The 20,533-nt window shown below is 74.4% G+C and carries 20 protein-coding genes and 1 tRNA gene; 8 read left to right on the top strand and 13 right to left on the bottom strand.

All coding sequences use genetic code 11. The features are described 5' to 3' along the window. Positions 1-10 precede the first annotated feature (10 nt). The 4 genes from HOP40_RS02505 (at position 11) to HOP40_RS02520 (ending at position 3,835) form a co-directional block, all read left to right on the top strand. Positions 11-859 carry a DUF4097 family beta strand repeat-containing protein gene (locus tag HOP40_RS02505; protein WP_172154258.1) on the top strand — a complete coding sequence of 283 codons (849 nt, stop codon included), beginning with the start codon at positions 11-13 and terminating at the stop codon, positions 857-859. Positions 860-878: 19 nt separating this feature from the next. Further along, positions 879-1,814, top strand: a complete 936-nt coding sequence (locus HOP40_RS02510; protein WP_172154260.1) for an ATP-binding cassette domain-containing protein — start codon at positions 879-881, stop codon at positions 1,812-1,814. Beyond that, a complete protein-coding gene (locus HOP40_RS02515) occupies positions 1,811-2,593 on the top strand; it encodes an ABC transporter permease (protein WP_172154262.1) in 783 nt (260 codons plus the stop codon). Before HOP40_RS02510 ends, HOP40_RS02515 begins: the two co-directional genes overlap by 4 nt. 66 nt (positions 2,594-2,659) lie before the next feature. Then, complete coding sequence (locus tag HOP40_RS02520; protein WP_172167704.1) at positions 2,660-3,835, top strand: cytochrome P450; 1,176 nt, start codon at positions 2,660-2,662, stop codon at positions 3,833-3,835. Between the two features lie 7 nt (positions 3,836-3,842). Here HOP40_RS02520 and HOP40_RS02525 read toward each other — a convergent pair whose 3' ends face one another. Beyond that, positions 3,843-4,808 (bottom strand): universal stress protein, encoded by a 966-nt coding sequence (locus HOP40_RS02525; protein WP_172154264.1) that lies wholly within the window; start codon positions 4,806-4,808, stop codon positions 3,843-3,845. Continuing rightward, entirely contained in the window at positions 4,805-5,083 is a 279-nt protein-coding gene (locus tag HOP40_RS02530) for a DUF3040 domain-containing protein (protein WP_172154266.1), read from the bottom strand. The genes HOP40_RS02525 and HOP40_RS02530 overlap by 4 nt, the downstream gene beginning before the upstream one ends. 96 nt (positions 5,084-5,179) lie before the next feature. On the opposite strand from HOP40_RS02530, the gene HOP40_RS02535 reads away from it, so the two are divergent. Beyond that, positions 5,180-5,611 carry a MarR family winged helix-turn-helix transcriptional regulator gene (locus HOP40_RS02535; RefSeq protein ID WP_172154268.1) on the top strand — a complete coding sequence of 144 codons (432 nt, stop codon included), beginning with the start codon at positions 5,180-5,182 and terminating at the stop codon, positions 5,609-5,611. Here the strand turns inward: HOP40_RS02535 and HOP40_RS02540 are convergent. Further along, positions 5,608-6,501 (bottom strand): helix-turn-helix domain-containing GNAT family N-acetyltransferase, encoded by an 894-nt coding sequence (locus HOP40_RS02540; protein ID WP_172154270.1) that lies wholly within the window; start codon positions 6,499-6,501, stop codon positions 5,608-5,610. The genes HOP40_RS02535 and HOP40_RS02540 overlap by 4 nt on opposite strands. Before the next feature lie 102 nt (positions 6,502-6,603). On the opposite strand from HOP40_RS02540, the gene HOP40_RS02545 reads away from it, so the two are divergent. Together HOP40_RS02545 and HOP40_RS02550 are read left to right on the top strand one after the other, a co-directional pair. Beyond that, positions 6,604-7,935 carry an NAD(P)-binding domain-containing protein gene (locus HOP40_RS02545; protein ID WP_205347231.1) on the top strand — a complete coding sequence of 444 codons (1,332 nt, stop codon included), beginning with the start codon at positions 6,604-6,606 and terminating at the stop codon, positions 7,933-7,935. A 7-nt stretch (positions 7,936-7,942) separates the two neighbouring features. After that, positions 7,943-9,157 (top strand): MFS transporter, encoded by a 1,215-nt coding sequence (locus tag HOP40_RS02550; protein ID WP_240157472.1) that lies wholly within the window; start codon positions 7,943-7,945, stop codon positions 9,155-9,157. Positions 9,158-9,164: 7 nt separating this feature from the next. Here HOP40_RS02550 and HOP40_RS02555 read toward each other — a convergent pair whose 3' ends face one another. The 4 genes from HOP40_RS02555 to HOP40_RS02570 are packed head-to-tail and all read right to left on the bottom strand — an operon-like array spanning position 9,165 to position 11,969. After that, on the bottom strand, positions 9,165-9,587 hold the full coding sequence (locus HOP40_RS02555) for an arsenate reductase ArsC (protein ID WP_172154274.1): 423 nt from the start codon (positions 9,585-9,587) through the stop codon (positions 9,165-9,167). Beyond that, a complete protein-coding gene (gene arsB, locus HOP40_RS02560) occupies positions 9,584-10,678 on the bottom strand; it encodes an ACR3 family arsenite efflux transporter (protein WP_172154276.1) in 1,095 nt (364 codons plus the stop codon). Before arsB ends, HOP40_RS02555 begins: the two co-directional genes overlap by 4 nt. Then, positions 10,675-11,025, bottom strand: a complete 351-nt coding sequence (locus HOP40_RS02565; RefSeq protein WP_172154278.1) for an ArsR/SmtB family transcription factor — start codon at positions 11,023-11,025, stop codon at positions 10,675-10,677. Before HOP40_RS02565 ends, arsB begins: the two co-directional genes overlap by 4 nt. A gap of 56 nt (positions 11,026-11,081) precedes the next feature. Then, positions 11,082-11,969: a hypothetical protein gene (locus HOP40_RS02570; protein ID WP_172154280.1), complete on the bottom strand. Its 888-nt coding sequence runs from the start codon at positions 11,967-11,969 to the stop codon at positions 11,082-11,084. A 70-nt stretch (positions 11,970-12,039) separates the two neighbouring features. Here HOP40_RS02570 and HOP40_RS02575 point away from each other — a divergent pair, with 70 nt between their 5' ends. Then, positions 12,040-12,807, top strand: coding sequence for an IclR family transcriptional regulator (locus tag HOP40_RS02575; protein WP_172154282.1), 768 nt, complete (start codon positions 12,040-12,042; stop codon positions 12,805-12,807). A 13-nt stretch (positions 12,808-12,820) separates the two neighbouring features. Here the strand turns inward: HOP40_RS02575 and HOP40_RS02580 are convergent, their stop codons facing one another. From HOP40_RS02580 to HOP40_RS02605, 6 genes are all read right to left on the bottom strand, one after another. After that, positions 12,821-13,945: a cation diffusion facilitator family transporter gene (locus tag HOP40_RS02580; protein ID WP_172154284.1), complete on the bottom strand. Its 1,125-nt coding sequence runs from the start codon at positions 13,943-13,945 to the stop codon at positions 12,821-12,823. Between the two features lie 127 nt (positions 13,946-14,072). Further along, positions 14,073-15,011 (bottom strand): AraC family transcriptional regulator, encoded by a 939-nt coding sequence (locus HOP40_RS02585; protein ID WP_172154286.1) that lies wholly within the window; start codon positions 15,009-15,011, stop codon positions 14,073-14,075. Between the two features lie 91 nt (positions 15,012-15,102). Further along, positions 15,103-16,005 carry an alpha/beta hydrolase gene (locus HOP40_RS02590; protein WP_172154288.1) on the bottom strand — a complete coding sequence of 301 codons (903 nt, stop codon included), beginning with the start codon at positions 16,003-16,005 and terminating at the stop codon, positions 15,103-15,105. A gap of 196 nt (positions 16,006-16,201) precedes the next feature. Next, positions 16,202-16,275: transfer RNA gene (locus HOP40_RS02595), tRNA-Met, on the bottom strand. Positions 16,276-16,444: 169 nt separating this feature from the next. Beyond that, complete coding sequence (locus HOP40_RS02600) at positions 16,445-19,366, bottom strand: UPF0182 family protein (RefSeq protein WP_172167708.1); 2,922 nt, start codon at positions 19,364-19,366, stop codon at positions 16,445-16,447. Between the two features lie 122 nt (positions 19,367-19,488). Then, positions 19,489-20,505 (bottom strand): YlbL family protein, encoded by a 1,017-nt coding sequence (locus tag HOP40_RS02605; RefSeq protein WP_172154290.1) that lies wholly within the window; start codon positions 20,503-20,505, stop codon positions 19,489-19,491. Positions 20,506-20,533: the final 28 nt, after the last annotated feature.

The raw sequence follows: 20,533 nt of genomic DNA on the forward strand, positions 1-20,533 counted from the left end.
GGGGACAGCCATGCCTGTTTTCGCCACACCAGGACCGATCTCCGCGACCATCGAGCTCGCCGCCGGCGACGTCCAGATCGTCGCGACCGACCGCACCGACACCTCCGTCGAGGTGGGCCCGACCGACGCGTCCGACGACTCCGACGTGACGGCCGCGCGGCAGACCCGCGTCGAGTACGCCGACGGCGTGCTCACCGTCCGCGGCCCGCGGGGCCGGGCGCTGGACTTCTCGAGGAAGTCGCGCTCGGTGCACGTCCTCGTCGAGCTCCCCACCGGCTCGCAGGTGCACGCCACCCTGTCGGCCGCCGACGTCCGCAGCACCGGTGTGCTCGCGCAGTGCCGGCTGTCGGCGTCGGTCGGGCACTTCCGCCTCGACCGGACCGGCCCGCTGCGCCTGCGCACCTCCGGGGGCCACGTCTCGGTGGAGGCGGTCGACGGCGACGCCGAGGTCACGACCGGCAGCGGACGGGTGCGGATCGGCGGGGTCACCGGCACCGCGGTCGTCGAGAACTCCAACGGCGACACCGAGATCGGCACCGTCGACGGGGACCTGCGGGTGCGCTCGGCCAACGGCGACATCGGCGTCGACCGCGCCGGCGCCCGGGTCGAGGCCCGGACGTCCAACGGCAGCATCCGCGTCGGCGAGGCCGTGCGCGACGCCGTCAGCCTGCAGACCGCCAGCGGCGACCTCGAGATCGGCGTCGCCGACGGCACCACCGCCTGGCTCGACCTCACGACCGGCCACGGGCGCGTGGTCAACGAGCTCGACGACACCGGCCGCGCCCCGGACCCGTCCGCCCGGACCGTCGAGGTCCGCGCGCGGACCTCCTTCGGCGACATCACCGTCCACCGTTCCTGACTCCCGGAGGAGACCAGCGATGACCGCACCAGCCATCACCGCGAGCGGGCTGCGCCGCTCGTTCGGCGACCGCGTCGTGCTCGACGGGATCGACCTCGACGTGCCCCGCGGCAGCGTCCTCGCCCTGCTCGGCGCCAACGGCGCCGGCAAGACCACCGTCGTGAAGATCCTCTCGACGCTGATCCGCGCCGACGCCGGCAGCGCCCGGATCGCGGGCCACGACCTCGACGCCGAGCCCGGGGCGGTCCGCGCCGCGATCGGCGTGACCGGCCAGTTCTCGGCGGTCGACGACCTGCTCACCGGCCACGAGAACCTCGTCCTCATGGCCGACCTGCACCACCTCGGCCGCGCGGAGGGGCGGCGCCGGGTCGCCGAGCTGCTCGAGCGCTTCGACCTCGTCGACGCCGCCGGGAAGCCCGCCTCGACGTACTCGGGCGGGATGCGGCGCCGGCTCGACCTCGCGATGACCCTCGTCGGCACGCCGCAGGTGATCTTCCTCGACGAGCCCACCACCGGGCTCGACCCGCGCAGCCGCCGCGCGATGTGGGACGTCGTGCGGGGGCTCGTGGCCGACGGCGTCACGATCCTGCTCACCACCCAGTACCTGGAGGAGGCCGACGAGCTCGCCGACCGGATCGCCGTGCTCGACGGCGGCCGCATCGTCGCCGAGGGCACCTCCGACGAGCTCAAGCGGCGCATCCCCGGCGGCCACGTCCTGCTGCGCTTCACCGACGCCCGCCACCTCGACGCCGCCGCGCGCGTCGTCGGCCCGTCCTCGCGCGAGGGCGACGCGCTCGCCCTGCGCGTCCCCCACGACGGCGACGTCCGGTCGCTGAAGGCGCTGCTCGACCGGCTCGACGGGAACGGCGTCGCCGTCGACGCGCTGAGCACGCACACCCCGGACCTCGACGACGTGTTCCTGTCCCTCACCGACCGGAAGGCGGCTGCCCGATGAGCACCGCGTCCCTCGCCCTGACCGACTCGGCGACGATGGTGCGCCGCGACCTCCGGCGGATGGTCCGCTACCCGTCGCTGACGTTCCAGCTCCTCGTCATGCCGGTGGTCTTCCTGCTGCTGTTCGTCTACGTCCTGGGCGGCACGCTCGGCGCCGGGCTCGGCGGCGGCCGCGCGGAGTACGTCGCGTACGTGACGCCGGCGATCCTGCTCATGGCGATCACCGCCGCCGTCCAGGGCACCTCGATCTCGGTCGCCATGGACATGACCGGCGGCATCGTCGACCGGCTCCGCACGATGGCGATCGCCCGCGCCTCCATCCTGACCGGGCACGTCGTCGGCAGCCTGGTGCAGACGATGCTCAGCGTCGCCGCCGTGCTCGGGGTGGCCGTGCTCATCGGGTTCCGGCCGTCCGCGGGGCCCGGGCACTGGCTCGCCCTCGTCGGGTTCCTCGCCCTGATGTCGCTCGCGTTCATCTGGCTGTCGGTCGCGCTCGGCCTGGCCAGCAGGACGGTGGAGTCGGCGAGCAACGTCGGCCTGCCGCTGGTCCTGCTGCCGTTCCTGGGCAGCGGGTTCGTCCCGACCGACTCGATGCCCGCCGGACTGCGCTGGTTCGCCGAGCACCAGCCGTTCACGCCGCTCATCGAGACCGTCCGCGGCCTCCTGGCGGGCACGCCGTCGGGCGGCACCGCCGCGGTCGCCGTCGGGTGGTGCCTGGTCATCGCCCTCGGCGGCTTCGTCTGGTCGATCCGGCTCTTCGCCCGCGACTCCACCCGCTGAGGGACTCCACCCACTGAGGGACTCCACTTTCTGAGAGGAACGACCGTGGACCACACCGTCACGACGATGCCGACCACCCGCCGTCCCGACCGCCCCTTCGACCCGCCCGAGGAGCTGCTCCGGGCCCGGGAGCACGGCCCGATCAGCCCGTACACCTTCCCCGGTGGGAAGCCCGGCTGGCTGGTCACCGGCTACGACCTGGTCCGGGCCGTCCTCGCCGACCCGCGGTTCAGCTCGCGCCGCGAGCTCATGCGCCACCCGACCATCGACTACGGCGACATCGAGGTCCCGCCGGCGCCGCCCGGCGAGTTCCTGCTCATGGACGAGCCGCAGCACGGGCGCTACCGCAAGCCCCTGGTCGGCCGGTTCACCGTGCGGCGGATGCGCCTGCTCGCCGAGCGCGTCGAGCAGATCACCACGGAGCACCTGGACGCCATGGAGGCGGCCGGACCGCCCACCGACCTCGTGAGCGCGTTCGCGCGGCCCGTCCCCGCGGTCGTGATCTGCGAGCTGCTGGGGGTGCCGTACGAGGACCGCGGGTCGTTCCAGGAGCAGATCGACGCGTTCATGAACGGGGAGACCGACGACGAGGACCTGCTCGCGGCCTACACCGCCACGCAGGACTACCTCGCGGAGCTGGTGCGGACCAAGCGCGCGCACCCCACCGACGACGTGCTGAGCGAGCTGACGGGCACCGACCTCACCGACGAGGAGCTGCGCGGCGTCGCCCTGATCCTGCTGGCCGCCGGGCTCGACACCACGGCGAACATGCTGAGCCTGGGCACGTTCGCGCTGCTGAGCCACCCGGACCAGCTGGCCGCGCTGCGCGCCGACCCCGGGCTCGTCGACGGCGCCGTGGAGGAGCTGCTGCGCTACCTCAGCGTCGCGAAGACGTTCCTGCGGACGGCGCTGGAGGACGTCGAGCTGGGCGGTCGGACGATCGCGGCCGGCAGTACGGTGATCCTCTCCCACCACACCGCGAACCGGGACCCGGAGCGCTTCGACGACCCCCACGTGCTCGACGTGCGGCGGCCCTACACCGGGCACGTGGCCTTCGGGCACGGCATCCAGCAGTGCCTGGGCCAGCAGCTGGCCCGGGTGGAGCTGCGGGTCGCCCTGCCCGCGCTGCTCGACCGCTTCCCCACCCTGCGCCTGGCCGTCCCGGCCGACGAGGTGGTGCTCCGCCCGGAGACCGCCGACATCTACGGGGTCACGCGCCTCCCGGTCACCTGGGACGCGTGAGCCGCGGTCACGTCGGCCACGGCGTGCTCCACCTCCCGGACCCGCCGTGCTCCCGCCCCGGCGCGGCGGGCGACCAGGCGATCCGCGGGTGGTCGTGGCGGATGATCGCGATCGGGCAGTCGCCGCGGTGCAGGGCGGCCCGGCCGACGGGGCCGAGCGCCGTCCCGAGCAGGCGTCCCCGTCCGCTGGTCCCGACGACGAGCAGGGCCGCCCCGCGCGACCGGCTGACGAGGGCGTGCTCGGGGTCGCCGCAGACCAGCGCACCGTGCACCGGGACGTCGGGGAACGCGGGCTCCCAGCGGTCGAGCGCGCGCTCCAGGGTGCCGCGCGCCAGCGCCTCGGCCGTCGAGCGGGGGGCGGCGACGCCCTCCAGGTCGGCGGGCGGGTCCGGCGTCCAGGCGTGCACGGCGAACAGCGGCACGCCGCGCCGGCGGGCGGCCCGGAAGCCGAACCCGACCGCGGCCGCGGACGACTCCGACGCGTCGACGCCCACGACGACGCGGGGCGGGGACGGGTCGGGGACGCCCTCGCCGCGCGGCGCTCCGATGACGACCACCGGGCACCGCGCCTGCACGGACACCCGCACCGGGACCGACCGGCCGAGCAGGCCCCGCAGGCCGCCCGGTCCCGGGCGGCCCAGGACGAGCAGGCAGGCCCCGCGGGCCGCGTCGAGCAGGGCCCGCGCCGGCGCGCCGAGCAGCAGCGCCGTCGACACCTCCCCGTCCGACGCCACGGCACGGGCGCGCGCCACGGCCCCCGCCAGCGCCTCCTCCGCCTCCTCGCGGGCGGCCACGAGGCCGTCGACCGGTGGCAGGACGCCGCAGGGGTCGGCGCACAGCGGCGGCTGGTAGGCGTGCACGAGGTGCAGCGGGCACCCGCGGGACGCCGCCTCGGCGCTCGCCCACTCCACGGCCGGGTCGGAGGTGCCCGCGCCGCCGATCCCGACGACGACGGGGGCCCGGTCCGGCCTCATGACCGGCGCGGGCGGGTGGCCGAGGACCGCCACGCCCACCAGATCGAGCCGGTGGCGGCGGCGGTGCCCAGCGCCCCCGCGAGCGAGCCGGCGACCAGCAGCAGCGCGCCGACCAGCGCTCCGCAGACCAGGAGGATCTGCAGGCCCAGCCCGTCGAGGTGCCCGCGCCCGAGCTCCTCCGCGGACGTGGCGAACGACCGGGCGAACTCCGGATCGTCGGTCAGCATCCGGCGTTCGACGTCACGCAGCGTCTTCCACTCGCGGTCGCTGAGCACGGCGCACCTCCTGGGGGGCGACCCGTCCGCCCGCACCGGACCGGGCGGCGAATTCCTATCGTAACGCGATACATCGCATCGCGATAGGGTCCAGGGGTGGCCGAGGGAGAGCTGACCAAGCGCGACTTCGAGGCGCTGGCCCGGTTCCGCTTCGGCATCCGCCGCTACCTGCGCTTCAGCGAGGAGACGGTGCGCAGCCACGGCGTGACCCCGCAGCACTACCAGCTGATGCTCGCGCTCAAGGGCTTCCCCGGGCGCGACTGGGCGACGGTGCGGGAGCTGGCCGAGCGTCTCCAGCTGCGCCACCACAGCGTCGTCGAGCTCGTCGACCGGGCGCAGGGCCAGGGGCTCGTGGAGCGCTCACCGCACCCCGACGACGCCCGCTCGGTGCGGGTGCTGCTCAGTGGCGAGGGCGAGCGGATCCTGGGCCGGCTCAGCGCGCTGCACCGCAACGAGCTGCGCCGCATGGACGACGTCCTCGCGCTGCCGACCTGGCAGGACGGGGACGGGGCCATCGACGGTCGCTAGTCGTCGGCGCGGCGCCGCTCGAGGTACACCGTGTCGCGCCACACCCCGTGGTGGCGGCCGATGCGCTCGCGTAGGCCGAGGGTGCGGAAGCCGGCGGAGTGGTGCAGGGCGAGGCTGGCGCGGTTCTCGGGGAAGATGCTGGTCTGCAGCGTCCAGAGCCCGGCGTCGTCGGCGGCGGTGACCTGCCGGTGGACGAGCGCCTTGCCGACGCCGCGGCCGCGGACGCCGTCGCCCACGTAGACCGACGTCTCCGCCACGCCGGAGTAGACGGGCCGGGCGGAGACGGCCCGCGCGGCGGCGAAGCCCACGACCCGGCCGTCGATCTCCGCGACCCACCGGTGCCCGGGCAGCCAGCCCTCATCGAGGACGCGGTGATCGGGCACCTCGGTCTCGAAGGTCGCGTCGCCGGTGGCGATGCCCTCGGCGTAGACGCGGCGGACCGCGTCCCAGTCGTCGGGTCCGAGCGCCCGCACGGTGACGTCGACGGGGAGGTCCTCGGGGCAGCAGGGGCGCGGCGCGAGCATCCCCATGACGGCGTCGGCGGCGTGGGGCAGGCCGGTGCAGCAGGCCGGGTTGATCGTCACCAGCGTCGCGGTGCGGTCCTTGCGCAGGTGCACGAAGCCGACGTCGGCGAGCTTGCGCACGTGGTGCGAGCACGTCGACTGGCTGACGCCGAGCCGCTCGGTCAGCTCCCCCACCGTGACCGCCCGGCCCGCGACGGCCACGGCGTGCAGCAGCCGCACGCGCATCGGCTCGGCCAGGCACGCGAACCACTCCGCGTAGGTGCTCGCGTCGGCCGGGGCCAGCTGGACGGCACCCGCGCCGTCCGGCGCCTCCCCGCGCACGCCCCGTGCCGCGCTGCCGCCCGACCGGACCGTCGTCGTCGTCATGCCTCGAGTATCGGCCACGATCGATGGTTGCGTCAATCGATCCGCGTCGATACAGTCCGCCGCACTGGATCGAGAGTCATCGATGAAGGAGTCGGCATGGACGTGGACGAGCTGCCCGTGGTCGTCGTCGGGGCCGGACCGGCCGGGTTGGCCGCGGCCGCGCAGGCGGTCGACCGGGGCCTGCCCGTGGTCGTGCTCGAGGCCGGGCCGTCGGCGGGCACGGGTGTGCGGGAGTGGCACCACGTGCGGCTGTTCTCCCGGTGGGCCGAGCTGGTGGCACCGGCGGCGGAGAAGCTGCTGGCGCCCACGGGGTGGCGGTTCCCCGACGCGGAGGCGCACCCGACCGGCGCGGAGTGGGCGGAGTCCTACCTGCAGCCCCTGGCCGACGCGCTCGGCGACCGGGTGCGCTACGGCGCCCGCGTGGTCGGGGTGTCGCGCCGTGGCTGGGACCGGCTCGTCGACCAGGCCCGCAACACCGAGCCCCTCAGCGTCCGCGTCGAGACCGCGCGGGGCGAGGAGCGCATCGGGGCGCGAGCCGTGGTCGACGCCTCCGGTACCTGGTCCGCGCCCGGCCCGCTCGGCGGCGACGGCCTCCCGGCGCTGGGCGAGGGGACCGCGGCCGACCGCATCGCCTACCGCGTCCCCGACCTGACCGACCCGGCCGTGCGCACCCGGTACGCGGGCCGGCGGATCGCGCTCGCGGGCAGCGGGCACTCGGCGCTGACCGCGCTCGTCGCGTTCGCCGGGCTCGCCGAGCAGCACCCGGGCACGCACGTGCAGTGGCTGCTGCGCCGCGGCGCCATCGGCAACGCCTTCGGCGGCGGCGAGGCCGACCAGCTCCCCGCCCGCGGCGCGCTGGGCCTGCGCGCGGCCGAGGCCGTCCGGGCCGGAAGCGTCTCGGTCGTCACCGGGTTCCGCACCGCCTCCGTCGACGTCTCCGACGACGGGCGCCTCCTGCTGGGGTCCTTCGACGGCCGTGGCCTCGACCCCGTCGACGAGGTCGTCGCCCTCACCGGCTTCCGCCCGGACCTGGGCTGGCTCGCCGAGGCGCGCCTCGACCTCGACCCGGTGCTGCAGGCGCCGCGCGAGCTCGCCCCGCTGATCGACCCGAACGTCCACTCCTGCGGCACCGTGTACCCGCACGGTGCCCGCGAGCTGGCCCAGCCCGAGCCCGGCCTGTACCTCGTCGGGATGAAGAGCTACGGCCGCGCGCCGACGTTCCTCGCCCTGACCGGCTACGAGCAGACCCGGTCGGTGGTCGCCGCGATCGCCGGCGACCGGGAGGCGGCCGATCGCGTGGAGCTGGCACTGCCCGAGACGGGGGTCTGCGGAGGGGCCGGCCTCGTCGACGCGCCCGCCGACGCCGGCGCGGCCGGCTGCTGCGGGCCCGCCGAGCCGGTGTCGACCGGGTCCCGCCCCGGTGCCGGCGGCTGACGGACCGGTGCCGTCCACGAGCACCGAGGCGACGGGGCCCGGCGTGCTGTCGGAGGCCGGGCTCCGCCGCGTGCTGGTCGTCCTGTGCATCACGGAGGTGACCAGCTGGGGGGTGCTGTACTACGCGCTCCCGGTGCTGGCGCCCGGCATCGCCGCGGACACCGGCTGGTCGATCAGCACCGTCACCGGGGCCTTCTCCCTCGGCCTGGTCGTCTCCGCCGTCGCCGGCGTCCCCGCGGGGCGGTGGCTGGACCGGTGGGGGCCGCGGCCGGTCATGACCGGCGGGTCGGTCCTGGCCGTGCCCGCCGTGGTCGGGATCGCGACGGCGCCCACGGCCGCGTGGTTCGTCGCGTCCTGGGCGCTGGCCGGCGTGGCGATGGCCGGCGTGCTCTACCAGCCGGCGTTCGCGGCGCTGACCCGCTGGTGGGGGCCCCGGCGGGTGGCGGCCCTGACCGGTCTCACCCTGGTCGCCGGCTTCGCCAGCACGATCTTCGCCCCGGTCACCGCCGCGCTGGCCGAGGCGTCCGACTGGCGGCGCACCTACCTGGTCCTCGCCGTCGTCCTCGGCGTGGTCACGATCCCCGCGCACCTGTTCGGGCTGCGCGGCCGCTGGCCGGAGCCCCCCGCTGCGGAGGAGCACCACGCCGGTCCCGGCGCGATCGCCCGCAGCCGCCCGTTCGTGCTCCTCGTGGTCGCGATCGGGCTCGGCTCCTTCGCCTCGTTCGCCGTGGTGGTCAACCAGGTGCCGCTGCTCGTCGAACGCGGGCTCTCCACCACCACCGCGGCCTGGGCGCTGGGCCTGGGCGGCGCCGGACAGGTGCTCGGCCGCCTCGGCTACCGGCTGCTCGACCGCACGACCGGTGTCCGCACCCGCGGCGTCGCGGTCCTCGCGACGACCGCCGCCGCCACCGCCCTGCTGGGCGCGCTGCCGGGCCCGACCGCCGCCCTCGTCGCCGTGGCGGTGCTCGCCGGAGCGGCGCGCGGGGTCTTCACGCTCCTGCAGGCCACCGCGATCAGCGACCGCTGGGGGTCGGCCCACTACGGCCGGCTCGGCGGCCTCCTCACCGCGCCGGCGATGGTCGCGACCGCGCTGTCCCCCTGGGCCGGGGCCCTCCTGGCCACCGCGCTGGGGGGCTACCCGCCGCTGTTCGCCCTGCTCGCCGTCGTCGCCGCCGCGGCGGCCGTCCTCGCCGCGGGGAGCGTCCCGCGGGCCGCGGCCTGACCGCCGCCTACTCCCCCGGCGGAACGAGCTCGCGCAGCAGGTTCCGCACCCGGGCGTCGATGTCGTCGCGGATCGGGCGGACGTCCTCGAGGGCCTTCCCGGCGGGGTCGGTGAGCTCCCAGTCCAGGTAGCGCTTGCCGGGGAAGACCGGGCAGGCGTCGCCGCAACCCATGGTGATCACGACGTCGGCGGCCTCGACGGCGTCGGTCGACAGCTTCTTCGGGACCTCCCGCGACAGGTCCAGCCCGATCTCGGCCATCACCTCCCGCACGGCCGGGTTGATCGTGTCCGCGGGCGCGGACCCGGCGGAGGAGACCCGGACGGCGCCGGCGGCGTGGTGCGCGAGCAGCGCGGCGGCCATCTGGGAGCGGCCGGCGTTGTGCACGCAGACGAACAGCACCTCGGGGACGGTCGTCGGCTCGTCGGTCATCGGGACGCTCCGTTCGTGGAGTGGGCGGCGCCGGTGCGCCAGCGGCGGCGCAGCGCCAGGGAGACGTAGACCAGGCCGACGAGGACGGGCACCTCGATCAGCGGCCCCACCACCCCGGCCAGCGCCTGGCCCGAGGTGACGCCGAACGTGGCGATCGCGACCGCGATGGCGAGCTCGAAGTTGTTGCCCGCCGCGGTGAACGCGAGCGTCGTCGTGCGCTCGTAGCCCAGCCCGATCGCCTTCCCGAGGGCGTAGGACCCGGCCCACATGACGGCGAAGTAGACCAGCAGCGGCAGCGCGATCCGGGCGACGTCGAGCGGGCGCGAGGTGATGGCGTCGCCCTGCAGCGCGAACAGCACGACGATGGTGAACAGCAGCCCGTAGAGCGCGAACGGGCCGATCACGGGCAGGAACCGCGACTCGTACCAGTCCCGGCCCTTCGCCCGCTCCCCCAGCCGTCGACTCAGGTAGCCGGCCACGAGCGGCACGCCCAGGAAGATCAGCACCGACACCGCGATCTGCCAGGGCGAGACGTCCAGATCGGCCTGGGGCAGGCCCAGCCACCCGGGCAGGACCGTCAGGTAGAACCAGCCGAGCACCGCGAAGGCGAACACCTGGAACACGGAGTTGATCGCGACCAGCACCGCAGCGGCCTCGCGGTCGCCGCACGCCAGGTCGTTCCAGATGATCACCATCGCGATGCAGCGGGCGAGCCCCACGATGATCAGGCCGGTGCGGTACTCGGGCAGGTCGGGCAGCATCAGCCAGGCCAGGGCGAACATCAGGGCCGGGCCGAGCACCCAGTTCAGGACCAGGGACGCGCCGAGCAGGCGGCGGTCGCCGGTGACGGTGTCGAGGCGGTCGTAGCGGACCTTGGCCAGCACCGGGTACATCATCACCAGCAGCCCGACCGCGATCGGCAGCGAGACGCCCTCGATCGCGACCGCACCCAGCGCGGCACCCAGGCCGGGCACCAGCCGCCCCGCGACGAGGCCGACGACCATCGCGGCGACGATCCAGACCGGCAGGAACCGGTCGAGCGTGGAGAGCCGGGCGACGACCGGGGCGTCGGCCTCGGGAGCGGCGGTCACGCGGTCACCCCGGCGCCGGACGGGACGAGGACGTCGGAGAGCAGCCGGATGCGGTCGGGCACGACCCGGTAGTAGATCCACGTGGCGCGCCGCTCACCGACGACCAGCCCGGCCTCGCGCAGGACCTTGAGGTGGTGGCTGATGGTCGGGCCGGTCAGCTCGAAGGAGCCGGTCAGGTCGCACACGCACGCCTCGCCGCCCTCGTGCGCGGCGATCAGCGACAGCAGCCGCAGCCGCACCGGGTCGCCCAGCGCCTTGAACGCCGACGCCAGCTCCCCCGCCTCGTCGGCGGTCAGCGGCGCGCGCGTCCGCACCGACGAGCACAACTGCACCTCTTGGTTCGACACCTGTCTATCTTGATCGCGGTCGAACGAGGCGGCAAGTGAACGCTCGGTGAACCCGACTACCGCAGGTCGTCGACGTACCGGTTCGTGCCGGGCTCCAGCGGGACGAACGGGCCGGCGAACTCCAGGTCACCCAGGCCTCCCGCGGCCAGTGCGTCGGCGTGCGGGGCGAATCGGTCCTGCCAGCCCTCGCGCACGTCGTCGGCCACGAACCACAGCAGGGTCAGCCGCCGGGCGGCCGCGTCGCCGTACGCGCTGGGCACCCGCGACGTCTTCTGCGCCACCGAGTCGGGCAGGTCGGCGTCCAGGCTGATCAGGCACATCGCCGCCCGGGCCGCGGGCAGCCGCGCGGGGACGAAGTCCTCCCGGAGCCACCGGACGAGCTCGTCCCGGTCGTGCCCCTCACGCGTCTGCAGCACCTGCACGACCACCCCCGTGAACGGGAAGTCGAGGGCGTGGACGTCCAGCGGCCCGTCGCCGTCCGGGTCGTCGTACACGACACCGGCGTAGGGCTGCAGGCGGCTGAACACGTGCCGGCGCGGGATGGAGTCGACGTACATGCGCCCCTCACCGGCCAGCCGGGCGATGGTCTCCCCCAGCACCGGTGCCGCCTCGTCGACGTGGCCCTCGCTGAAGAAGTTCAGGTGCAGGAACCGCCCGGCGTCGACCGGCCGGAACGACGTCCCCTCCCGGGCGTACCGCAGATCCTGCAGCTCCCGGGTGCACACCCACCGCCGCCCGGCGAAGATCCACGCCAGACTCATCCCGCCCGCGTAGAAGTGGTCGTCGCCGTACCAGCGGTTGAACGCCGCGTCGTGGCCGTCCTCGGGCTCCATCAGGCTGACCCACACCGACCCGATCCGGACGTGCTGCGGCAGCTGCCGTCCCCGGCCGGGCGACGGCGCCCCCTCGGTCGTCGGTGCGGGCGCTGCGGCGGGCGTGGTCATGGCCGGGAACGTAGACAGCGCCGCACCCGACGGTCCACGCTGTCCTCTCACTGAGTGGGAGGCCGTTCCGGTGGCGGGTGGGGCGCACGAGGCGGGCCGGTCGGTCCTGTCGCGCGCGGTCGCCGTCCTGGGCGCCTTCGACCAGGCCCACAGGGAGCTGACCGCCTCGCAGATCGCGCGCCGGGCCGACCTGCCGCTGTCCACGACGCACCGGCTGCTCGTCGAGCTCGCCGACCACGACGTCGTCGCCCGCCGCGGCGACCGGTGGGGCGTCGGCGGGAGGATCTGGTCGCTCGGGCTGCTCGCCCCGGTGCAGACCGGGCTGCGGGACGTCGCGGCACCGTTCCTGCACGACGTCCACGCCACCACCCGGGCCACCGTGCACCTCGTCGTGCGGCAGGACACCGACGCCCTGTACCTGGAGCGGGTGTCGGGCCACACGGCGCTGCCGGTCGTCAGCCGGGCCGGCAGCCTGCTGCCCCTGCACGCCACGGGGGCGGGCAAGGTCCTGCTGGCCCACGCCCCCGACGGCGTGCAGGAGCGGGTGCTCGGCGGTCACCTGCAGCGCTGGACGCCGCACACCGTGGTCCACCCCGGACGGCTGCGCGACCAGCTGCGCCGCGTCCGCGAGCAGGGCCACGCCACCACCCACGAGGAGCTGGTCCTGGGCATGTCGTCGGTCGCCGTCCCCGTCAGCCGTGCGCCGGCCGACGGGACCCCCGACGTCGTGGCCGCCCTCGGGATCGTCGACCCCGGGGTCGGCCGGCACCGCCGCCGCTTCCTGGAGGTCCTGCAGGTCGCGGCCCGCGGCCTCGGGCGCCGGCTGGGTCCTCCCTGAGCGCGGGCCGGTGTCAGCCCGCCGCGTGCACGCGGCGCAGGTACTCCTGCCGCGCCTCCTCGGTGGCGTGGTGGCCGGTCAGCTCGTGCAGGTCGCCGAGCGACCCGCTCCCGACGGCGGGGTGCAGGTGCACCGACATCGCCTCCAGGTGCGCCGTGCCGTGCAGCAGGGCGTGCTCGACGCGCTCGGCGACCACGTGGCCCTGCGCCACCGTGAGATCGCCGTCCACCGCGATGTCGGCGTCGCCCTCCAGCCGGTGCCCCACCCAGCGCACCCGCACCTGGTCCACCCCGCGCACCCCGTCCTGCGCGGCCGCCACCGCGGTCATCGCCGCGACCAGCCCGGGCTCGACGCCGTCCATCAACCGCCTGCCCACCGTGCGCATCGAGCTGACCAGGATCCCGACGACGACCACGCCGATCAGCAGACCCACCACCGCGTCGGCCTGCGGGAACCCCAGCCACACCCCGAGCACCCCGGCGACGACGGCGATCGAGGTGATCCCGTCGACGCGCGCGTGCTGCCCCTCGGCGACGAGCGCGGCCGAACCGATCCGCCGGCCCGCGGCGATCCGGTAGACCGCCACCGCCTCGTTGCCCAGGAACCCGACCACCCCGGCGGCGAGCACCCAGCCCAGGTTCGTCAACGGCTGCGGGTCCACGAGCGACCTCACCGACTGCCAGATGATCAGGACGGCCGACAGCGCGATGACCAGCCCGATCAACAGCCCGACGAGGTCCTCCGCCCGCCGGTAGCCGTAGCTGAACTGCTCGGTGGCCGCGCGGCGCCCCACCCGGAACGCGATCACCAGGGGGATGGTGGTGACGGCGTGCCCGAGGTTGTGCAGCGTGTCGGCGAGCAGCGCGACCGAGCCCGACGCGGCCACGATGACCATCTGCACGGCCGCGGTGGCCAGCATCCCGGCCAGCCCGATCCACGCGGCCCGGATCCCGTGGCCGCGCGCCTGCTCCGCGGACTGGATCGCCTCGCTCGCGTCGTGCGAGTGCGGGACGACGGCGTGCCGCAGAGCCGCCAGCAGGCTCCGGCGCTCCCTGCCGCGTCCGTGGCCGTGGCCGTGGTCGTGGCCGTGGTCGTGGCCGTGCCCGTGGCCGTGCCCGTGCTCGCCCGGGTCCGTCATGACGCCCTCCCGCGGTGCGGTGCACCGCGCGATCGCGGGGCCCGCCCGGACCGTAGGCGCCGCACCCGGTGTGCGACAACGGCGTAGCAGCCACTCCGGTGCAGGTGGGAGGCCTGTGCGGGCGGACTCAGGCGGATGCGGACGATCTCTTCACGTCGCTCGGGGTGCGTCCGAACTGGCGCCGGAACGCCTTCGTGAACGTCGACTGGTCGACGAAGCCCCACCGCCGGGCCGTCGTGGCGACGGTGTCGTCACGGCGGCGGTCGAGCAGTTCCTCGCGGGCACGGGCGAGCCGCCGTTGCCGGACGTAGGAACGCACCGTGGTGCCGTTGTCGGCGAAGACCTGGTACACGGTGCGCACGGACACCGACAGCTCCGCCGCCAGCTCCTCCGCGGTCGGCGCTGCCGGCAGCCGGTCCTCGACGGAGCGGGTCAGCGCGTGCCAGAGCCGCCCGGCGACCTGCGTGTGGTCGGGGACGAGGCCGCTGAAGGTCAGGAACGCCGTCTCCTTCAGCGCCGAGGCCAGCACGCCCGCGCTGTGGCGCTGCAGCGCGGCGTCCGGGGTCTCCGCGAGGCCCCGGAGCAGCCCCCGCAGCACCGTCGTCGACGCGGCGGGGACCGGCCCCCGGTTGAGCAGGTGCTCCAGGTTCGGCACCCAGGACTCCACGACGGCCCTGGGGAGGAACACGGTGCTCTTGTCGACGTGCTCGTCCACGGCGAACCGGCCGCTCGCCCGGGTGTCCCAGATGACGGCCTCGCCCGCGGAGAGCAGCAGGCTGCGCCCGCCGCACTCGACGCTCTCGCGGCCCGAGTGCAGGACGAGCACCCCCACGTCGGTGCTGCCCCGCTCGGTCCCGTCGCGGTCGGCGACCCGGAAGCCCGTGCAGCGCCCCGTACGGCATCCGACGACGGTGACCTCGCCGAGCCGGTAGGAGCCGAGGTACCCGCTCTCCCACGCGCCGTCGGGGTGGACCCGCCAGCCGTCGTGCCACCGGCTGACGATGTCGGCCCACTGCTCGGAGGACGACGAGCCGGACGTGGGGGCTTCCTCGATCCGCTGCGTCATCGCGCTCCTCCCGGGAGGGCTCGGGCCGCCCGCCGGACGTCCCGCAACGTACTCGAGCCGCGGCGGGGAGACGAGCCGCCGACTGCCGTACCTACTTCAGCAGGTGCTCGGTGAACCACTGCAGCTGGGCCGGGCCGCTGACCGCGAACGCCTCGTCGACGTAGGCGTCGAAGTGGCCGCCCGGGAGCGTGAGGAGCCGCTTGGGCTCCAGGGCCTTCTCGTAGGCGGAGAGGGCGAGGTCGCACGGCGTCAGCACGTCGCCGGTCGCGACGACCATGAACAGCGGGGTCGGGCTGATCCGCGGTACGTAGGCCTGCGGCTCGTACTCGGTGAACAGCTCGACCGAGCGCAGCGTGACCTCGTTGCGCCAGGTCGTGGCGCGTTCCCGGATCGGCCCGAAGAAGAAGTCGTGGGTGTCCTGGGTGGGCAGCGCGCACGGCTCGTCCGGCGTGTTCTCGAACGCGACCGGGATCATCGCCGGCGGCTCGCCCGCCAGGCGTGCGCGGCGGTCGGCGTCGAACGCCGCGCGGAGCCCGTCCCAGTGGTCGGAGCGGACGAGCCTGCGGGCGTTCTCCAGCCCGGTGACCAGCGGGACCTGCGAGACGACGCAGCGGACCCGCCGGTCGATCGCGGCGACGACGAGGACGTGGGCGCCCGAGTAGCTGGACCCCCAGACGCCGATGCGGTCGGCGTCGACCCCGCCCTGCTGGGAGAACCAGGTGATCGCGTCGCGGTAGTCGTGCACCTGCTGCCACGGGTCGATCTCGCCCGGCAGCGGCGAGTCGGACTCCCCGAGGTTGCGGTTGTCGTAGACCAGGACGTCGAACCCGGCCCCGTGGAACAGCTCGGCGAAGTCGTCGAGGAACATCTCCTTGGTGGCCGAGAACCCGTGGGCCATGACGATGCCCGGGCGGGAGTCCGAGCCCTCTCCCGCGTACCACCATCCCCGCAGGACCGTTCCGTCCTCGGTGCCGAACTCCACGTTCTTCCGCACGGTCGCTCCCTGTTCGTCGTCGACGAGGCAGCCGGGCTCCGGACGAGCCGGGCGAGTGACCTGATCCTGTCGAGGGTGCGGCAGGCTCGGATACGTCGCGGAGTGCAGGGAATTGGTCCGGGGGTGCAGGCCGCACGGCGAGCACGAACACGGGAACGGCCCTCCAGGAGATCTCCTGGAGGGCCGTTGCGTCTAGTAGCGGGGGTAGGATTCGAACCTACGACCTCTGGGTTATGAGCCCAGCGAGCTACCGAGCTGCTCCACCCCGCGCCGCTGTTGTTCTCTTGTGTCTACGACTGTACACGTCCCCGACACGTGTTCGCAGCGGGGGTGCGGTACACGTCGCCGCAGGTCAGGGGCCCACCGACGCCGCGACCCCCGTCGACCGGGTGGTCGGCGGGGGTCGCGGCGTGATCGAGACCTGCGTCTCAGCGGGGCGTCAGCCGCCCGCGGCGGCCTGCGCCGCCTGGAACTGCTGGGCCGCGGCGTCCAGGGCGGCCAGGGCCTGGCCCTGGGCCGCGAAGTCGCCGCTCGTCTGCGCCGCGCGCAGGTTGGCCAGCGCGGCCTGGATGGCCTGGGCGGCGGCCGCCAGCTCCGGGGTGGCCCCGGCGCCCGTGCTCGGGGCGGCGGTGCCCGGCTCCGGCGGCGCGGTGCCCGGGGTGGTCGGCACGTCGGCCGCGGCGCCGGCGCCGAAGACCTGGTCGAGCGCGCCCGCCAGGTCGGGCGCGAAGCCGACCCGCCCGTTGTAGCTCACGAGGACGCGGGCCAGCTGCGGGTAGCTGGAGTCCTCGTTGGCGCGCTGGATGTAGACCGGCTCGACGTAGAGCAGGCCGCCGGCGACCGGCAGCGTCAGCAGGTTGCCGTTGATGACCGAGCTCTGCCCGTTGCGGGCGAGCAGGCCGAGCTCCTGGCTGACCTGCGGCGTGCCGACGAACCGGCTCTGCACCTGCTGCGGGCCCAACTCCTGGGTGTCCGGTGGCAGCTGCAGCAGCGTGATCTGGCCGTAGGTCTCCGGATCGGAGCTCGCCGACATGTACGCCGAGAGGATGTCGCGGTTCTGGAACACCAGCGCGCTGGTGAGCTGGAACGACGGGTCGCCCGACGCCTGTCCGCCCGGCTGCCCGGCCAGCAGGTAGTACGGCGGCTGGGCGAGCCCGCCCGCCCCGCCACCGGCCGGCGTCGGGTCCGAGGGGACCTCCCAGAACGAGACGTTCGAGAAGAACTCGCCGGGGTTGTCGACGTGGTAGCTGGTGAGCAGGTCGCGCTGGACCTTGAACTGGTCCTCCGGGTAGCGCAGGTGGTCGCGCAGGCTCGGCGTGATCGCCGAGGCGGGCTGCACCGTGTCCGGGAAGGTCTTCATCCAGGTCTGCAGCACGGGGTCGGCCTCGTCGAACGCGTACAGCGTGACCGTGCCGTCGTAGGCGTCGACGGTGGCCTTCACCGAGTTGCGCAGGTAGCTGACCTCGCGGTCGAGCTCCGGGCGCACCCCCGGGCCGCCGGCGAGCGTGTCGGCGGTGGCCTCACCGAGCTGCGTGCGCTCGGCGTAGGGGTAGTTGTCCAGCGTGGTGTAGCCGTCGACGATCCAGGTGATCCGCCCGTCGACGACCGACGGGTACGGGTCGCCGTCGACGGTCAGCCACGGCGCGACCAGCTCGACGCGGTCGGCCGGGTCGCGGACGTACATGATCTTCGAGTTCTCGTTGATCGAGTTGTTGAACAGGATGTTGCGCTCGCCGTAGTACGCGGCGAAGGCCAGCCGGTTGACGATGTTGTCGAGCGGCACGCCGCCCCGGCCGGTGTAGGTGTACTGCTGGGTGTCCGAGTCGTACTCGACCGGCGGGGCGCCCTCGGGAGCGCCGACGATCGAGTAGCCGCGGATCAGCTCGCCGTAGTACGTGCGGGGCTCCTGCACGCGCAGGCTCTCCGGCAGCGCCTCGCTCGTCGAGTTGGTGGTGTCGATGCTGGTGAAGCGGGGCAGGCCGCCCTCGCCGCCGGCGTCGTCGAGCGCCGCGTTGACCTGGTTGGCCGGGGCCACCACGAGGCCGTTGCCGTGGGTGTAGACGAGCTGCTGGTTGATCCAGTCCGTCTGGTTGCCCGCGAGGCCCGCGGTGTTGAGCTCTCGCAGGCCGAGCACGTAGTCCTGGACGGTGCCGTCGGCGCCCTCGTAGCGGTCGATGTCGAGCGCCTCGGGGAAGCCGTAGAACGTGCGGCGCTGCTGGAGCTGGGTGAACGTGTCGGTGAGCTGCGCCGGGTCGAGGATCCGGATGTTGGGGATCGTCGCGGTCTCGGCGCGCACCTCGGCCGGGGTGGCCTCGGACTCGCCGCTGTAGGGCACCTCGGTGACGGTGGCGTCGGTGAGGCCGTAGGCGTCGCGGGTGGCCGCGATGTTTCGCTCGATCGACTGCGCCTCGCGCGCCTGCGCGTTCGGGGCGACGACGAACTGCTGCAGGATCGCGGGCCACGCCGCCCCGACCAGCACGCTGGACAGCACGAGCAGCACGGTGGCGATCGCCGGCAGCTGCAGGTTGTTGCGGAACACCGCGACGAAGAACGCGGCCGCGCAGATCAGCGAGATGAACAGCAGGATCAGCTTGGCCGGCATCACCGCGTTGAGGTCGGTGTAGGTGGCGCCGTTGAACAGCGGGTTGCGCTGGGAGAACAGCAGCTCGTAGCGGTCGAGCCAGTAGGCGACGGCCTTGAGGAGCACGAACACGCCGGCCAGCACGGCGAGCTGGGCGCGCGCCGCGCCGGAGACCTGGCCGCCGCGGCCGGTGAGCCGGATGCCGCCGAAGATGTAGTGCGTGACGAGCGCGACGACGAAGCTGATCGCGACGCCGACGAACAGCCAGTTCAGCAGCAGCCGCCAGAACGGGAGCTGGAAGACGTAGAAGCTGACGTCGAGGCCGAACTCCGGGTCGGGGATGCCGAACGGCGTGGAGTTGATGAACTGCTGCACGACCTGCCAGTCGCCCTGCGCGGCCAGGCCGGCGACGACGCCGACGGCCACCGGGATGCCGATCGCGAACAGGCGCAGCCGCTGGATGATCACGGTGCGGTAGCGGGCGATGGGGTCCTCGGGACCCGAGAGCGGCACGAACACCGGCCGGGACCGGTAGGCGATCCACAGCGACAGCGCGACGAGCCCGCCGATCAGCAGGCCGCCGACGAGGAACTGCACGATCCGGGTGAACAGGATCGTGGTGAACACGCCCCGGAACCCGACCTCGCCGAACCACAGCCAGTCGATGTAGAAGTTGATCAGCCGGGAGCCGCCGAGCAGCAGCAGCACGAGCACGCCCGCCACGGCGAGCAGGATCCGGGTGCGGCGGGTCAGCGTCGGGGCTCCCACCGGGGGCCGCATGGCCACGAGACACGCTCCAGGGTCTTGACAGTGTGCGGGCCCGCCTGCGCGCCCTGCTGTCCCAACTCTACGGAGACCGTGTGGGGTTCCCGTGGGGCGTGTCCGTTTTGCTCAGACCGTGATCAACACGGTGCCGTGGGGCGACCTGCGCGCAACGCGTCGAGCTGGTCGATGGCGTCGTCCAGGGTCGTGACGCGGATGAGGTCGAGCCCGTCCGGGGCCGTCGACACCGCCTCCGCGCAGTTGGCGTCGGGCACGAGGAACACCTCCGCGCCCACCTCGCTCGCCTTCGCCATCTTGAACGGCACGCCGTCGATGGCGCCGACCGCGCCGCTCGGGTCGATCGAGCCGGTGCCCGCGATGAAGCGGCCGCCCGTCAGCTCACCGGGGGTGAGGCGGTCGACGACGGCCAGGGAGAACATCAGCCCGGCCGACGGGCCGCCGATGCCGTCCAGCGAGATGTCGATGGCGCCGTCGCGGGCCTCGACGGTGGGCCGCACCCCGAGGAAGCCCTGCGCGCGGTCCGGGCTCGCGCCCAGCACGACGTCGACCTGCTGCTCGGTGCCCTCGCGCCGGTAGTCGATGGCGACCGTGTCGCCGGGCCGCGCGTCGGTGAGCCGGTCGGACACCTCCGCCGCCGACGCCACCGGCTGCCCCGCCACGGACACGATCTCGTCGCCCGCCTCCAGCACGCCCGCCGCCGGGGAGTCGGCGACGACGCCCGCCACCAGCACGCGCGCGGGCAGCCCCAGCTCGGTGACGGCGGCGGCCTCCGCGTTGGACTCCGACGACGCGAACTGCGCGGCGTTCTCGTCCTGGATCTCCTGGTCGGTGCGGTCGGAGGGGAACACCGACTCGCGCGGGATCACCCGCCGCTCCCCCGACGCCCAGAACCACAGCGTCGTGAACAGCGACAGCCGGTCGGTGACCGACACCGTCGTCATGTTGAGGTGCCCCGTCGTCGGGTACTGCGGCAGCCCCTCGACGCGCACGATCTGCGTGCCCTCGTAGTCGCCGAGGGTGTCGTGGGTGGGACCGGGGCCCAGCGCGACGAACGGCACGGGCAGGGTCGCGCCGATGACGCCGAGGGACACCGCCAGCAGGGCGGCGGCCACGGCGGTCAGCGGGCGACGGCTCACGGGCGAACCCTATTCGGCCCGGTGTGCG

This window comes from Pseudonocardia broussonetiae, from assembly GCF_013155125.1.
Lineage (GTDB): Bacteria > Actinomycetota > Actinomycetes > Mycobacteriales > Pseudonocardiaceae > Pseudonocardia > Pseudonocardia broussonetiae.

Bases quoted from the DNA above. Each gene is read 5' to 3' on its own strand.
- HOP40_RS02570 (WP_172154280.1), bottom strand. From the start codon at position 11,969: ATGACCACGCCCGCCGCAGCGCCCGCACCGACGACCGAGGGGGCGCCG.
- HOP40_RS02580 (WP_172154284.1), bottom strand. From the start codon at position 13,945: ATGACGGACCCGGGCGAGCACGGGCACGGCCACGGGCACGGCCACGAC.
- HOP40_RS02585 (WP_172154286.1), bottom strand. From the start codon at position 15,011: ATGACGCAGCGGATCGAGGAAGCCCCCACGTCCGGCTCGTCGTCCTCC.
- HOP40_RS02515 (WP_172154262.1), top strand. From the start codon at position 1,811: ATGAGCACCGCGTCCCTCGCCCTGACCGACTCGGCGACGATGGTGCGC.
- HOP40_RS02555 (WP_172154274.1), bottom strand. From the start codon at position 9,587: ATGACCGACGAGCCGACGACCGTCCCCGAGGTGCTGTTCGTCTGCGTG.
- HOP40_RS02520 (WP_172167704.1), top strand. From the start codon at position 2,660: ATGCCGACCACCCGCCGTCCCGACCGCCCCTTCGACCCGCCCGAGGAG.
- HOP40_RS02600 (WP_172167708.1), bottom strand. From the start codon at position 19,366: ATGCGGCCCCCGGTGGGAGCCCCGACGCTGACCCGCCGCACCCGGATC.
- HOP40_RS02510 (WP_172154260.1), top strand. From the start codon at position 879: ATGACCGCACCAGCCATCACCGCGAGCGGGCTGCGCCGCTCGTTCGGC.
- HOP40_RS02505 (WP_172154258.1), top strand. From the start codon at position 11: ATGCCTGTTTTCGCCACACCAGGACCGATCTCCGCGACCATCGAGCTC.
- HOP40_RS02540 (WP_172154270.1), bottom strand. From the start codon at position 6,501: ATGACGACGACGACGGTCCGGTCGGGCGGCAGCGCGGCACGGGGCGTG.
- HOP40_RS02525 (WP_172154264.1), bottom strand. From the start codon at position 4,808: ATGAGGCCGGACCGGGCCCCCGTCGTCGTCGGGATCGGCGGCGCGGGC.